Below are 14,105 nucleotides of genomic sequence, written 5' to 3'. Positions count from 1 at the left end.
TTACCAGCCCTTCGCCAGGCTCGTCTGCAACCGGGCGGCCCGTGCGGCCCGGAGCTGGAAGATCGCCTTCACCAGGGCCGGCGCGGCGATGAAGATGACGATCAGCGCCTGGAGCACCGTCACCAACTCCAGGGAGATCCCCGAGTACGACTGCATCCGGTTGCCGCCGGCCTGGAGCGCGCCGAACAGCAGCGCGGCCAGCAGCACGCCCCACGGCTTCACCCGGCCGAGCAGCGCCACGAGGATGCCGTCGAAGCCGATCTGCGCGACGACAAGCGGCGTCAGGGCGCTGGCGGTGGAGCCGAGCACCATGTTCGAGCCGCCCAGGCCGGCCAGGATCCCGGAGAACACCATGATCAGGACGTACGTCTTGGTGACGCTGATGCCAGCGGTACGGGCGGCGTCCGGGTTGGCGCCCACCGCCCGCAGCTCGAAGCCGAGCGTCGAGCGGTTGAGCAGCCAGGCGACCGCCCAGGTGGCCACGACGGCGAGCAGGATGCCTGCGTGCACCCGCAGGTTGTCGCCGAGCAGTCGGGGCAGTTGGGCGGAGCTGTCCACGGCCCTGCTGATCGCGTCGGTACGGTTCGGGTCCTGCACGCCGTTCTGCACGATCAACCAGGTCAGGAAGTACGTGGCGACGTAGTTGAGCATGATCGTGTTGATCACCTCGTGCGCGCCGGCGCGTGCCTTGAGGATGCCCGGGATGAATCCCCAGAGCGCACCACCGAGGGCGCCGGCGAGCACTGCCACCAGCAGGTGCAGGCCGGGCGGCAGGGGCAGCAGGAAACCGGCCACCGCCGCCAGGATCACGCCGATGGTCGCCTGACCCTGCGCGCCGATGTTGAACAGGCCACCGCGGAAGGCCAGCGCGACCGCCAGACCGGTGAAGACCAGCGGCGCGGTGTAGGTGAGCGTCTCGGAGATCGGCGCCAGCACGGCCTGCCAGCCGTTGCTGCCGTTCAACCAGCCGGAGAACGCCTCCGGGTCGAAGACCGAACCCTTGAACAGGTTCGCGTACGCCTCGCTGACAAGCGTCCAGCTCGCGTTGAGCGCGTCGCTCGGGCGGGCGGTGATGTAGGTGTACGTGTGCAGCACGTCCGGATCGGAAACGATCATCAGCACCGCGCCGACCACGATCGCCAGCACCAACGACAGCAGGGTCACAGTGAACGTGTTGGCGGCCCAGAGGTTGTCCAGGAACAACCGGCCCAGGGACGGCTTCGGTTCCGCCTCCGGGTCGGGCTTCGACGACGCCGGGCCCGTCGGTTCGGTCGCCGACTCGGCCTGTTCGGTGTTGCCGAGCGCGTTCTGCGCGGCCTGCGCCTCGCTCGCCGGTTCCTTGTCCGGCGAGCCGGACTGCGGGGTGGGGTCGCTCATGCCTCGTCCTCGTTCGCGGAGCCCGCGTCGCTCGCCGGGCTCCCGTCGGTGGCCGCGCCGTCGGTCGGCTCGGTGTCCGTGCCGTGCTCGTGGACGGCGTCCGGGCTGATGCCGGCCATCAGCAGGCCGATCTCCTCACGCGGGGTGTCCGGGCCGACGATGCCGATGATCCGGCCGCGGTACATCACCGCGATCCGGTCGGCGAGCCCGATCACCTCGTCCAGCTCGCTGGAGACCACCATGACGGCGGTTCCGACGTCCCGCTCGTGGATGATCCGGCTGTGGATGAACTCGATGGACCCGACGTCGACGCCGCGGGTCGGTTGGGCGGCGATGAAGAGCTTCAGCGGCCGGGACAACTCCCGGGCCACGATCACCTTCTGCTGGTTGCCGCCGGAGAGGGTGCCCACCGGCGCCTCCGCCGATGAGGTACGGACGTCGAACTGCTCGATCCGTTCCTTGGCCGACGAGGCGATCGCGTCAGGCTTGAGCGCGAGCCCGCTGCCGAACGGCGGGCGGTCGTAGATGTCCAGCACGAGGTTCTCCGCGACGCTGAACTCCTTGACCAGGCCGTCGACGCTGCGGTCCTCGGGCACGTAGCCGACGCCCACGCGGAGCACCTTCTTCGTCTTCCAGCCGTCGATGCGGTCGCCGGCCAGGCTGACCGTGCCGGCCAGCACCGGGCGCAGGCCCATGATCGCCTCGATCAGCTCGGTCTGACCGTTGCCCTGTACGCCCGCCACGCCGAGCACCTCGCCGGCACGGACGGTCAGGTCCACCCCGTCGACGGCGCGGATCTGCCTGTCGTCGTCGACGACGAGCCCCTCGACCTCCAGCACCGGCTCACCAGGCGTGGCCGGGGATTTGTCCACGGTGAGCCGGACGTTGCGGCCGACCATCAGCGCGGCCAGCTCGTCCCGGCTGGCCTCCGGCGAGGCGGTGCCGACTGTCTTCCCGCGCCGGATCACCGTGATCCGGTCGGCGATGGCCTTGACCTCGCCGAGCTTGTGGGTGATGAAGACGATCGACTTGCCCGCCGCCTTGAGCGACCGCATGACGGTCAGCAGTTCCTCGGTCTCCTGCGGGGTGAGCACCGCTGTCGGCTCGTCCAGGATGAGCAGGTCGACGTCCCGCGTCAGCGCCTTGACGATCTCCACGCGCTGCTGGATGCCGACCGGCAGGTCCTCGATCACCGCGTCCGGGTCGACCCGCAGGTTGTAGCGCTCGGACACCTCGGTGACCTCGCGCCGGGCGCGTCGCCGGTCCAGGAAGCCGGCGATGCCGCCCTTGACCTGCTCGGCGCCGAGCATGATGTTCTCGGCCACGGTGAACACGGGCACCAGCATGAAGTGCTGGTGCACCATGCCGATCCCGGCCGCGATCGCGTCGGAGGGGCCCTTCAGCTTCAGCGGCGCGCCGTCGACCAGGATCTCGCCCTCGTCGGGCTGGTAGAGCCCGTAGAGCACGTTCATCAGTGTCGACTTGCCCGCGCCGTTCTCGCCGAGCAGGGCATGGATCTCTCCAGGCTCCACCGTCAGATCGATGTGGTCGTTGGCGACCAGATCACCGAATCGTTTGGTGATGCCGCGCAGTTCGAGTCTCAGCGCAACCTCCTGGAGTGCGAGCGATGGTGCAGCGTAGCTGCCGTCAACCTGGCCCGACCGGCCCGGCCACCGTTGGTGCGCGATCGGCCGCCCCGACCCCACGGGTCACCCCGCAGGGCCAGAGCGGCCGGTCGGTCCTGCCTGTTTCCCGCCGACCGTCCGATGATCTCACCGGACGGATCGGCCGGGCGTCACTTGGTCGGCTGAGCCTTCGAGGTGACGGTGATGGTGCCGGCGGCGATGTCCGCCTTGATCTTGTCGACCTCGGCCTTCAGCTCGGCCGGAACCTTGCTGTCGAAGTCGTGGTACGGGGCGATCGAGACGCCGGTGTTGGCCAGGGTGCCCACGAAGCCCGGCTTGGCCTCCAGCTTCTCGCCACCGGCGGCCTTCACGACGGCCTCCTTGACGGCCTCCGGGATGTTCTTGACGACCGTGGTGACGATCGCCGAGCAGTCCGGGGTGCTCTCGCAGCCGTCGACGTCCACCCAGATGGTGCTGTACTTGCCGCCCGAGGCCTTGGCCGCGGCGGTGGTGCCGAGGCCGGAGCCGCCGGCGACCGGCATGATGATGTCCGCGCCCTGGGCGACCAGCGCGTCGGAGACCTTCTTGCCCTCGTCCTGCTTGGCGAAGTCGTTGGTGAAGGAGCCCTTCTGGGTCTCCTTGTTCCAACCCAGCGCCTGGACGTTCTTGCCCTTGGTCTTGTTGTAGTGCGCCACGCCGTCGACGAAGCCGTCCATGAAGATGGTCACGGGCGGGATCGGCAGGCCGCCGTAGGTGCCCACCTTGCCGGTCTTGCTCATCCCGGCGGCGAGGTAGCCGGCCTGGAACGCGGCCTGGGCGGTGTCGAACTGCATCGGGTAGACGTTGGCGTCACCCGGGTTCGCGTCGACGATGCCGAACTGCTGGTTCGGGTTCGCCTTGGCGATCTTCGAGGTGGCGTCGCCCATCAGGCCACCGACGGCCAGGATGAAGTCGCACTTCTGGTTGACGTACTGCGTCAGGTTCGGCTCGTAGTCGGCCTCGGCCTTCGACGCGACGTACTTGATGTCGATGTTGTCGTTGGCGGCCTTGGCCTCCTGCAGACCCTTCCAGGCCGAGGTGTTGAACGACTTGTCGTCGATGCCGCCGACGTCGGTCACCATGCAGGCGCTGAACTTCTTGGCGCCACTGCCGGCGTTGTTGTCATCATCGGGGGCCTCGCCACAAGCGGCGGCCGTGAGCAGAAGCCCACCCGCCGCGAAGATCGAGGCGATCCGCATCCCACGCACCGAGCGCAAGACGTCTCCTTCCCATTGCACACCGCGCCTAGTGCGGTGGCAGCCCATCAGCCGACCTGCGGGTGTGCCGCCGGCTGTCCCACGTTACGGACGGGAGCGTACGCCCGCGCCCACCCACCGGCCGACAATCGTGCACGACTGTTGAGCGCCTGTTACCCGGGTGTAACCCTTGGGTGGGACAAATCACTGTTAGTGCTGGTAGGTGAGCACCGGGCGTCCCGAACGTCCGGTTCGCGGAGGGCTGACCCCCCGCGCGGACGCTACCGCCAGAAGACCGCCACCGCCGCGTTGACCAGGGTCAGGCCGACGATCGCGAGGAAGTGGCCGCGGTTGACCACGTCCCGCTTCCGGGAGAAGAAGACCATGACGAAGATCAGCAGCGCGATGACCAACTTCGTCACAAGTTTCGCCGGGTCGGGCTCGGCGTCACCGCCGCCGCGCAGAGGCGCCGAGAGCCCGATGCCGGTCAGCAACTGGATCACCGCGCCCCAGAGCATGGCGGCGTTGATCCGCAGCTTGCCGGTGACGTACTGGGCGATCGCGCCGCCGAGCAGCAGAGCGAAGCCGACCAGATGGACATAGAGGAGAATCAGTCTCAGTGCTTCCACGCCGCCCATCCTCCCCTATCAACGACAGTTTGTAGTAGTGGGGTCCGCCGGTCGGCGCGTCGTCGTGGGCTCACCCCTTGACGGCGCCGCTGGTGAGGCCGGAGACGATGAAGCGCTGGAGGAACTGGAACACCAGCACCGTGGGGATCGCGGTGAGCAGGGTGCCAGCGGCGAAGATCCCGAAGTTGGTGTTCCGCTCGCCGCCCTGCAACATGCCCCGCATGCCGACCGCGAGGGTCTTCGCGTCGGTGTCGGTGAGGAAGACGCTCGCCATCAGGAACTCGTTGATGGTGTTGATGAAGGCGAGCAGCCCGGTCACCGCGAGGATCGGCGCTACAAGCGGCAGCAGGATCCGGAAGAAGACCTGGGCGTGCGAGGCACCGTCCATGGTGGCCGACTCGTCCAACTCCCGGGGCAACGTGTCGAAGAACCCCTTCATCAGCCAGGTGTTCACGCCCAGCGCGCCACCCATGTAGAGCAGCATCAGGCCCCACGAGGTGTTGAAGCCGATGGCCGGCCACAGGTCCGTGATCGAGCCGAAGATCAGGAAGATCGCCACGATCGCCAGGAACTGCGGGAACATCTGGATCAACAGCAGCGACAGCAACCCCACCCGCCGCCCCCTGAACCGCATCCGGGAGAAGGCGTACGCCGCGAGCGCGGAGAGCAGGATCGAGGCGAACGAGGCACCCCCGGCGACGAGCAGCGAGTTCAGGAACCAGTTGGCGAACCCGGTTCGCGCGAACAGGTCCCCGAAGTTCCCGAACGACACCCCGCCGGTCGGCACCAACTCGGTCGAGGAGAGGGTGCCGAGCGGGTTGAGCGCCGCCGAGACGACGAACACGAGCGGGAAGAGACTGAACAGCACGCCGAGCAGGCCGACCAGGTGCCGCCAGCCGACCTGGGCGAGCCAGCGGTTCCTCCGCCTCCCCGCGGTACGGTCGACCGCCGTCGGGCGGCCCGCGCCGGTGAGTGTGGTCACGAGTACACCTCCTCCTGTTGGCGGGTCCGCCGGAAGCTGACCGCCGAGACCACCGCGACGATGGCGAAGATGAACAGCGAGATCGCCGCTGCGAAGCCGAACTGCGCGGCCTGCCCACCGAACGCCAGCCGGTAGGTGTAGGTGATCAGCAGGTCGGTGGCGCCGTTGGTGGGGTTGTCCGCCGGGAACGGCGCGCCCTCGGTGGTCAGATAGATCGCGTTGAAGTTGTTGAAGTTGAACGCGAACGACGAGATCAGCAGCGGTGAGAGCGCGACAAGCAGCAGCGGCAGGGTGACCGCCCGGAACGACTGCCAGGGTGACGCCCCGTCGACCGAGGTGGCCTCGGTCAGCTCCCGCGGGATGGCCTGGAGCGCGCCGGTGGCCACCAGGAACATGTACGGGTAGCCGAGCCAGAGCTGCACCAGGATCACCGCCGCGCGGGCCGACCAGTCCTGCCCGAACCAGTCGACGCCCAACCCGAACAGGTTGTTGATCAGCCCGAAGTCGGTGTTGAACATGTCCCGCCAGACCAACAGCATCGCGAAGGACGGCATGGCGTACGGCAGGATCAGCAACATCCGGTAGAGGTTGGTGCCCCGCATCCGGGGCGAGTGCAGCGCGAGCGCGATAAGCATGCCGAGGATGAACGTGCCGCCGGTGGAACCGATCGCGAAGGCGAAGTTCCAGATCAGCGTGGCGAGAAACGGCCCGGAGATCCGCTCGTCGGTGAGCACGCGGGTGAAGTTGGACAGCCCGACGTTCACCTTCCAGCCCTGGGCCAGGCGTTCGCCGTCGGCGGCGACGAACGCGCCGACCTCGCCGTCCGCCGTCCAGGTCTTACCGCTGTCGCTGTCGGAGACGCAGTCACAGCCCGCGTCGTACGCCCGCACGGCTTTGCCCTCGTACACCCGGGACAGGCCGGAGGAGCGCAGCGCGCCGCCGGCGGTCGGCACCACCAGGTCGGTGATGTCCTTGCTGCGGGCGCTGGCCTGGCCGATGGTCAGCACCGTGTAGCCGTCGGCGGCGGTGACCTTCCCGCCGGGGGCGACGGTGACCGCGCCGGCGTCGAGCGGGCGCAGGCCCCGGGTGTCGCCGACGGAGACCGTGTTGGTCTGCGGGTCGGTGACCAGGAAGACCAGGGCGCCGGTGGCGGGGTCACCCTTGGTTGCCGCTGACATCGGGAACTGGGCGGAGCCCGGGACCTGCTTGACCGAGGAACTCTGGATCGCGACGATCGCGTCGTCCTTGCTGCCGCGGTGGCCGTCGCCGTAGTTGGTGAATGCCGTGCTCGCGGTGTAGAGCACAGGCACGACCTGGAACGCGATCAGGAAGAGCGTGCCCGGTACGAGGTATTTCGCCGGCACGTGGCGACCACCCAGGTACAGGTAGAACAGCGCACCGGTGGTCAGCACCAGCACCGCCAACCAGACCCACTTCTCGGCTTCCACGAGCGGGAAGGCCGCCCAGATCGCGATGCCGGCCACCAGGCCGAGCAGGACCACCTTCGCGGCGAGGCCGGCCGCGGTGATCGGCGCGTGGTTCCGCGCGGAACGGGATGTGCGCGGGGACCCGGTGCCCACGGGCCCCCGGCCCGGGGCCTGCTGGGCAGACCCCGGGCCGGACAGCGGTGTGCTCATTACTTGATCGAGCCGGCGATCGTCTTGCCGGCCGCGGTGACCGTGCTGGCCGGGTCGGCGCCGCCGATGACGGCGGCCTCGGCCTTACCGAAGGGGTCCCAGATCGCGGCCATGGCCGGGATGGCCGGGAGCACCTGGCCGTCCTTGCCCGCCTCGATGAACTTGGCCAGGTCCGGGTCGCTGCCCTTGACCTGGTCCAGCGCGGCGGTCAGCGCCGGCGGGCGCGGGTCGGCCTGGTAGAGCGCCACGGCCAGTTCCGGCTTGGCGACGTAGTTGACGACGAACTCCTGGGCGAGGGCCTTGTTCTTGCCCTTGGCCGCCACGTAGAAGGACTGCACGCCCACGAACGGCGCGGCCGCCTTGCCACCGGCGAAGCCGGGAATGGCTGAGACGTCGTACGTGATGCCGGCCTTCTTGACGTCGGCGACCGCCCACGGGCCGGAGACCAGGTACGCGCACTTCTTGCCGGTGAAGGTGGCGGTCGAGTTGGTGTCGGCGATCGAGCGCTTCAGTACGCCCTCGCCCTTCTCGCCGAGCGCGGCGATCTTCTTGAACGCCTCGATCGACTCCGGCTTGCCCACGCCCAGGTCCTTCGGGTCGTAGTCGCCGTTCGCGGTGGTGCCGAAGAGGTAACCGCCGGCCGAGGCGTACAGCGGGTAGATGTGGTACGCGTCGCCCTTCTGGCCGACCTGGAGGCACAGCGTCTCGGTGACCTTCTTCTGCGCCTTGAGCTGCTTGCCGGTGGCGACCAGGTCCTCAATGGTCTTCGGCGCCTCGGGGGCCAGCTCGGTGTTGCGGATCAGCGCCAGGTTCTCCTGCGCGTACGGCACGCCGTAGAGCTGGCCGTTGAAGGTGACGGCCTTGATGGCGGTCTCGTTGAAGGCGGCCTTCTGCTCGTCGGGCAGCTGTACCGGGTCGATGGCACCGTTCTGGACCAGGTTGCCGATCCAGTCGTGCGCGCCGATCACCACGTCCGGGCCACCGCCCTGGCTCGACACGGTCACGAAGTTGTTCTGGAGGTCCTCGTTCGGGACGGCCTGCACCTCGACGGTGACGCCGTTCTCCTGGCCGAACTTCTCGGCGAACGGCTTGAGGGCCGCGGTCCGCTTGTCGTCCGCCCAGATGACCAGTTTGCCGCCGGCGGCCTTGGGGGACTCCTTCGCGGCCTGCTCGTCGCTGTCGCCACCGCAGCCGGAGGCGGCAAGCGCCAAGCCGAGAACGGCGACCACACCCGCGGTACGGATGCGCATCGGTACTCCTGTCGTCATGGCGGGTTCGCCGGGGGAAGGGCGACCCGACAGTGGGAACCTCTGGAAGTTCTTGTCAACCAGCGCAGAGACGCTGCGCCGCTGCTCTCGCATGTTGCGGGCACGTTAGCAAGAGGTTGCAAATTATGGAAGCGCTTGCAAGGGTCACCGCAAGAACTTGCCCGTGGGCTAAAGTGCCGCCATGCGCGCTCGACTGTCCGACATCGCCCAACAGGCCGAAGTCAGCGAGGCCACGGTGTCGCGGGTGCTCAACGACCGCCCCGGCGTAGCCCCGGAGACCCGACAGGCCGTCCTCACCGCCCTCGACGTTCTCGGCTACGAGCGCCCGGCACGGCTGCGCAAGCGCAGCGCCGGGCTGGTCGGCTTGGTCGTGCCGGAGCTGGACAATCCGATCTTCCCCGCCTTCGCGCAGGTCATCGAATCGACCCTGGCGCAGAGTGGGTTCACCCCTGTGCTGTGCACCCAGACCGCCGGCGGTGTCACCGAGGACGAGTACGTGGAGATGCTGCTGGACCGGCAGGTCTCCGGGATCGTGTTCGTCTCCGGCCTGCACGCCGACACCGCCGCCAACCACGACCGATACCGGGCGCTGATCGCCCGCCCGCTGCCGGTCGTGATGATCAACGGGTACGTGCCTGGCATCGGCGCGCCCTTCGTCTCCTGCGACGACCGCGAGGCCGCCGAACTGGCCGTGGCCCACCTCGTCGCACTCGGCCACCGGCGGATCGGCCTGATCACCGGCCCGGACCGGTTCGTCCCGGTGCAGCGCAAGGTGACCGGTTGGCGTGCGGCGATGACCCGGCTGGCCGGCGTGGCCGAGGCCGACCTGAGCCTGCTCGCCGAGCTGTCACTGTTCGGTGTGGAGGGTGGCGAGGCGGCCGCCGGCCGCCTGCTCGACCGTGGCGTCACCGCGGTGGTCTGCGGTTCGGACCTGATGGCGCTCGGCGCGGTCCGGGCGGCCCGGCAGCGCGGCCTGACCGTTCCGGGTGACCTCTCCGTGCTCGGGTACGACGACTCGCCATTGATGGCCTTCACCGACCCGCCGCTGACCACCATGCGCCAGCCGGTGACCGCGATGGCTGTCGCGGCGGTCCGGGCCCTGGTGGACGAGATCAACGGGCACGGCGCCCCGCACTCGGAGTACCTGTTCCGCCCGGAGCTGGTGGTGCGCGGCTCGACGGCTGTCTCCCCGGCTGCCGTGCGATTCCCTTACGCAAGATCTGCTTGACTCTTGCAGGGCGCGGCCGGCATATTGCTCAGACAGTCGCGCCCGAGCACGAGACAGACGGGGAACGTCAACCCATGACCGCAAGCACCGCCACCCCGACCCACCCCGCCGACGACTGGTGGCGCGCCGCGGTCGTCTACCAGGTGTACGTCCGCAGCTTCGCCGACAGTGACGGCGACGGCGTCGGCGACCTCCAGGGGATCCGGCAACGCCTGCCGTACCTGCACGACCTCGGGGTGGACGCGCTCTGGTTGACCCCTTTCTACACGTCCCCCATGGTCGACGGCGGCTACGACGTCGCCGACTACCGCGACGTCGACCCGATGTTCGGTACGCTCGCCGACTTCGACGCGATGATCGCCGACGCGCACGCCCTCGGCGTGCGGATCATCGTCGACCTGGTGCCCAACCACACGTCCAGCGCGCACCGCTGGTTCGTCGACGCCCTCGCCGCCGGCCCGGGCTCACCGGAGCGGGCCCGCTACCTCTTCGCCGACGGTCGGGGCGAGCGGGGGGAGCTGCCGCCGAACGACTGGGAGAGCATCTTCGGCGGCCCGGCCTGGACCCGCGTCGCCGACGGCCAGTGGTACCTGCACCTGTTCGACCCGGCCCAGCCGGACCTCAACTGGCGTCATCAGGAGGTACGCGCCGAGTTCGAGGACGTGCTGCGGTTCTGGCTCGACCGGGGCGTGGACGGCTTCCGCATCGACGTCGCCCACGGCATGATCAAGGCCGAGGGGCTGCCGGACGTCGGCTTCAGCACGATGACCACCGGCCAGCGTCAGGTCGAACTGCTCGGCAAGGGCCGCCTGCCCTACTTCGACCAGGACGAGGTGCACGAGATCTACCGCGCCTGGCGGCCCATCCTGGACAGCTACCCCGGCGGCCGGATGGCGGTGGCCGAGGCGTGGGCGGAGACCCCGCAGCGGCTCGCCCGCTACATCGGCCCGGACGAGTTGCACCAGGCCTTCAGCTTCGACTTCCTGGACGCCACCTGGTCGGCCGACTCGTTCCGCAAGGTGATCGACACCGCGCTGGCCGAGGCGACAGTGGTCGGCGCACCCACCACCTGGGTGCTGTCCAACCACGACAAGCAGCGCCACGTCACCCGCTACGGCGACGGGGCCGAGGGTCTGCGCCGGGCCCGCGCGGCCAGCCTGCTGATGCTCGCACTGCCCGGCTGCGCCTACCTCTACCAGGGTGAGGAGCTGGGCCTTCCCGAGGTGCTCGACCTGCCCGACGAACTGCGCCAGGACCCGGCGTTCCTGCGCACCGGCGAGAGCCGCGACGGCTGTCGGGTGCCCATCCCGTGGACCGGCGAGCTGGCGCCGTACGGCTTCGGCCCGGCCGGCAGCGAGTTGAGCTGGCTGCCCGCCCCCGCCACCTGGCGGGCGCTGTCCGTCGCCGCGCAGACCGGCGTGCCCGGCTCGACGCTGGAGCTGTACCGGACCGCGCTGCGGATCCGCCGCGACCATCCGGCGCTCGCCGCCGACGCCGGTGGGGTCACCTGGCTGGAGACCGGCCCCGGGGTGCTCGCCTTCTCCCGCGCCAACGGCGAAGCGGTGCTGACCTGCGTGGTCAACCTCAGCGGAGCGCCGGTACTGATCGACGGGTACGGCCAGCCGGTCGTCGCCAGCGACACGCTCACCGGGCAGGGCTCCGGCCATCTGCTCGGAGTTGACGCCGCCGCCTGGTTGGAACGCCGCTGAGCGGGTAACCCGTTCTCGACCTGGTCGTCCGTCGTGCCCCGCGCCAACGGGCGACTGGGCTACCGGCCCCTTGTGGTGGGGGGTGAGGTGGCGCCGGCGCCACGCGGAGTTGACTCCGCGCGGCGCCGGTGTCCGTCTGCACCGACGTGTGCGGCGGCGCCGCAGTGGGTACCGCACCGGGCACCGACGCTACGGAGGTGACCCATGGCGGTACGCGTGGCACAGTGCACGATCGACGTCGAGGACCTGGACCTGATGGTCGCGTTCTGGTCGGCGGCACTCGGCTACGAGGTCGAACAGGGCGACGACGGCAGCGCCAAGCTGTGGCCGTCGGGGCAGCCGTCCGGGCCCGCGCCCACCATCTGGTTGCAGGGCTCCGGCACCCCCAAGCGGGGCAAGAACCGTCTGCACCTCGACCTGGTCGCCGACGACGACCCGCAGACCGAGGTACGACGCCTCGCCGACCTCGGCGCACGACACGTCGACGTCGGGCAGACCGGCACCGAGGGCTTCACCGTCCTCGCCGACCCCGAGGGCAACGAATTCTGCGTGCTGGACGGCCCGCCGACCCGCTGAGCAGCCGCGTCACTTCGCGGTGAGCAGCGCCGCGATCCGGGTGAAGCCCTCGCGTACCTCGGCCTCGTCCGGCGGTTCGGCGGGCTCGCCGTGACCCGCCTCGTCGGCGGCGGCGTCCAACTCCTCGTCGATCACGTCCTCGAAGTCGCCGTACAGGTCGGTCCCCTCGACCTGACTGGCCTCGTCCTCGGCGGCGACCTGCGCTGCGGCGATCTCGCTGCGGATCTCGTCGGCGGACAGCGCCGGCAGCAGTGGTTCCACCACCGCCATCAGCTGCTCCTCGGCAACCACCGCCTCGGCCAGCGCCAGCGCGTGCGGCCGCTCGTACGGCCCGCAGACCACCGGCTCCCACTCGTCGAGATCGCCGAGCGGGCCGAAGGTGATGATCCACGGAAGCCCGAGCAGCGGCGAGTCGGCCGGCAGGTCAAGTGTCATGAGTGCGCCCACCGGCTCATCATCGCCGCGAACGAGAGCGCCGGACACGGTTTCCCCGCAGGACCGCCCGTCCGGCTGCCGATCCGGGGCGGTCAGCCGGGGCGGGCCGCGTCCAGAGCGGCACGGACCAGCGCGAGAGCGGTGGCGGGCGGTACGCCCAGCCGGGCCGCCTCGGCCGCGTAGCCGGCGGCAGCCCGCTGGAGCCGGTCCACCGCGTCGTCCCGGCCCGGAGCGACGAAGGTGCCGTTGCGCCCCCTGGTCTCCAGCAGACCTGCCGTCTCCAGCTCGCGGTACGCCCGGGCCACCGTGTTCGCTGCCAGCCGCAGGTCGGCGGCGAGCTGCCGGACGGTGGGCAGTCGGCTGCCCACCGGGAGCCGACCGTCGCCGATCAACTCGGCGAGTTGTACGCGTACCTGCTCGTACGGGGGCACCGACGAGTCCGGGTCGACTGAGATCAGCACCTGCACACCCTCCGCCATCAGCCCGCGCCGCCCGGCGTACCGGGATCGGTGTCCTCGTCGAGTTTCGCCGCCGGGGCGCCCTCCGCCAGGTCCACCACCCGCCCGTTCGTGCTGGTCGCGAGCAGCGCGGCCCCGAACAACACCAACTGGTTGAGCAGGTAGAGGTAGAGCAGCAGACCGACGGCGCCGGCCACCACGGTGTACGCCGGGTTCCGTTCGGTGCGCACCACGTAGTAGCGGCCCACGGTGTTGAGAAGCGTGATGCCTATCGCGACGAGCAGCACCACCGGCCGCAGTCGGGACCGGCTCATCCGCAGCCGGGGCACCGCGAGCAGCAGGGCGGTGGCGAGCACCGCGTTGACCAGCACGCTGAGCACCGCGCTGACAGTGGTCAGCCCCACCGATCCGGTGCTGCGCAGCAGGAAGCGCAGCAGCGATTCCAGCGCGTCCACGGCCGCCACCGAGACGCCCAGGAGCACGAAGACGCCGATCATCACGCCGAGGTCGACAAGCCGTCGGATCACCAGGTTGCCGGGCTGCTGGTTGAGCGCGTACATCAGTCGCTGCGAGGAGCGGATCGCCTCCACCCAGCCGATCCCGGTGAAGACCAGGATGACCAGACCCACCACGCCCACCGTGCCGCTGGAGTTGGCGATCTGCTGCGCGTCGAGGAACGGCAGGTTCTCCTTGAGGAAGTCGGCAGCCGCCGCGCTCACCTCGTCGTTGTCCTCAAGGATCGCGCCGAAGATCGAGTACGCGACCAGGGCGAGGGCGAACACCGCGAAGAAGCCGTAGTAGGCGATCGCCGCCGCCAGCCGCCCGGCCAGCACCTCGCCGTAGAGCGTTCCGGCCCGCCACAGGTGGTCGAAGAGACCGGAGCGGCCCCGCGCGGCACTCACCCAGCGGTCGATGCCCGCCTCGATCTGGCCGATCACGTTCACGC

13 protein-coding genes are annotated in these 14,105 nt (G+C 69.7%); 3 read left to right on the top strand and 10 right to left on the bottom strand.

What is annotated here, in order from left to right; all coding sequences use genetic code 11:
• From ACFY1S_RS01550 to ACFY1S_RS01520, 7 genes are all read right to left on the bottom strand, one after another.
• Positions 1-1,377: an ABC transporter permease gene (locus tag ACFY1S_RS01550; RefSeq protein WP_387111584.1), complete on the bottom strand. Its 1,377-nt coding sequence runs from the start codon at positions 1,375-1,377 to the stop codon at positions 1-3.
• Positions 1,374-2,921 carry an ABC transporter ATP-binding protein gene (locus tag ACFY1S_RS01545; protein WP_387114212.1) on the bottom strand — a complete coding sequence of 516 codons (1,548 nt, stop codon included), beginning with the start codon at positions 2,919-2,921 and terminating at the stop codon, positions 1,374-1,376. The genes ACFY1S_RS01550 and ACFY1S_RS01545 overlap by 4 nt, the downstream gene beginning before the upstream one ends.
• A gap of 251 nt (positions 2,922-3,172) precedes the next feature.
• Positions 3,173-4,240 carry a BMP family protein gene (locus tag ACFY1S_RS01540; protein ID WP_387114209.1) on the bottom strand — a complete coding sequence of 356 codons (1,068 nt, stop codon included), beginning with the start codon at positions 4,238-4,240 and terminating at the stop codon, positions 3,173-3,175.
• Positions 4,241-4,518: 278 nt separating this feature from the next.
• Positions 4,519-4,866, bottom strand: coding sequence for a hypothetical protein (locus ACFY1S_RS01535; protein WP_387111581.1), 348 nt, complete (start codon positions 4,864-4,866; stop codon positions 4,519-4,521).
• 70 nt (positions 4,867-4,936) lie between these two features.
• Positions 4,937-5,848: a sugar ABC transporter permease gene (locus ACFY1S_RS01530; protein ID WP_387111578.1), complete on the bottom strand. Its 912-nt coding sequence runs from the start codon at positions 5,846-5,848 to the stop codon at positions 4,937-4,939.
• Positions 5,845-7,485: an ABC transporter permease subunit gene (locus ACFY1S_RS01525; protein ID WP_387111576.1), complete on the bottom strand. Its 1,641-nt coding sequence runs from the start codon at positions 7,483-7,485 to the stop codon at positions 5,845-5,847. Before ACFY1S_RS01525 ends, ACFY1S_RS01530 begins: the two co-directional genes overlap by 4 nt.
• Positions 7,485-8,735: an extracellular solute-binding protein gene (locus ACFY1S_RS01520; RefSeq protein ID WP_387111574.1), complete on the bottom strand. Its 1,251-nt coding sequence runs from the start codon at positions 8,733-8,735 to the stop codon at positions 7,485-7,487. The genes ACFY1S_RS01525 and ACFY1S_RS01520 overlap by 1 nt, the downstream gene beginning before the upstream one ends.
• Positions 8,736-8,934: 199 nt before the next feature.
• On the opposite strand from ACFY1S_RS01520, the gene ACFY1S_RS01515 reads away from it, so the two are divergent.
• The 3 genes from ACFY1S_RS01515 to ACFY1S_RS01505 all read left to right on the top strand — a co-directional run bounded on the left by ACFY1S_RS01515 (position 8,935) and on the right by ACFY1S_RS01505 (position 12,266).
• Positions 8,935-9,981: a LacI family DNA-binding transcriptional regulator gene (locus tag ACFY1S_RS01515; protein ID WP_387111572.1), complete on the top strand. Its 1,047-nt coding sequence runs from the start codon at positions 8,935-8,937 to the stop codon at positions 9,979-9,981.
• Between the two features lie 74 nt (positions 9,982-10,055).
• Positions 10,056-11,690, top strand: a complete 1,635-nt coding sequence (locus ACFY1S_RS01510) for a glycoside hydrolase family 13 protein (RefSeq protein ID WP_387111569.1) — start codon at positions 10,056-10,058, stop codon at positions 11,688-11,690.
• Between the two features lie 204 nt (positions 11,691-11,894).
• The gene (locus tag ACFY1S_RS01505) at positions 11,895-12,266 is read left to right on the top strand and encodes a VOC family protein (protein ID WP_387111566.1); all 372 of its coding nucleotides are present in this window, start codon (positions 11,895-11,897) and stop codon (positions 12,264-12,266) included.
• A gap of 9 nt (positions 12,267-12,275) precedes the next feature.
• Here the strand turns inward: ACFY1S_RS01505 and ACFY1S_RS01500 are convergent, their stop codons facing one another.
• The 3 genes from ACFY1S_RS01500 to ACFY1S_RS01490 form a co-directional block, all read right to left on the bottom strand.
• Positions 12,276-12,713 (bottom strand): hypothetical protein, encoded by a 438-nt coding sequence (locus tag ACFY1S_RS01500; RefSeq protein ID WP_387111564.1) that lies wholly within the window; start codon positions 12,711-12,713, stop codon positions 12,276-12,278.
• 80 nt (positions 12,714-12,793) lie between these two features.
• Positions 12,794-13,162: a GntR family transcriptional regulator gene (locus ACFY1S_RS01495; protein WP_377601239.1), complete on the bottom strand. Its 369-nt coding sequence runs from the start codon at positions 13,160-13,162 to the stop codon at positions 12,794-12,796.
• A gap of 17 nt (positions 13,163-13,179) precedes the next feature.
• Entirely contained in the window at positions 13,180-14,103 is a 924-nt protein-coding gene (locus ACFY1S_RS01490) for a YhjD/YihY/BrkB family envelope integrity protein (protein ID WP_387111561.1), read from the bottom strand.
• Between the last annotated feature and the right edge of the window lie 2 nt (positions 14,104-14,105).

Source organism: Micromonospora sp. NPDC000663 (assembly GCF_042898105.1).
Lineage (GTDB): Bacteria > Actinomycetota > Actinomycetes > Mycobacteriales > Micromonosporaceae > Micromonospora.
This window is presented reverse-complemented; position numbering and strand designations above follow the sequence as displayed.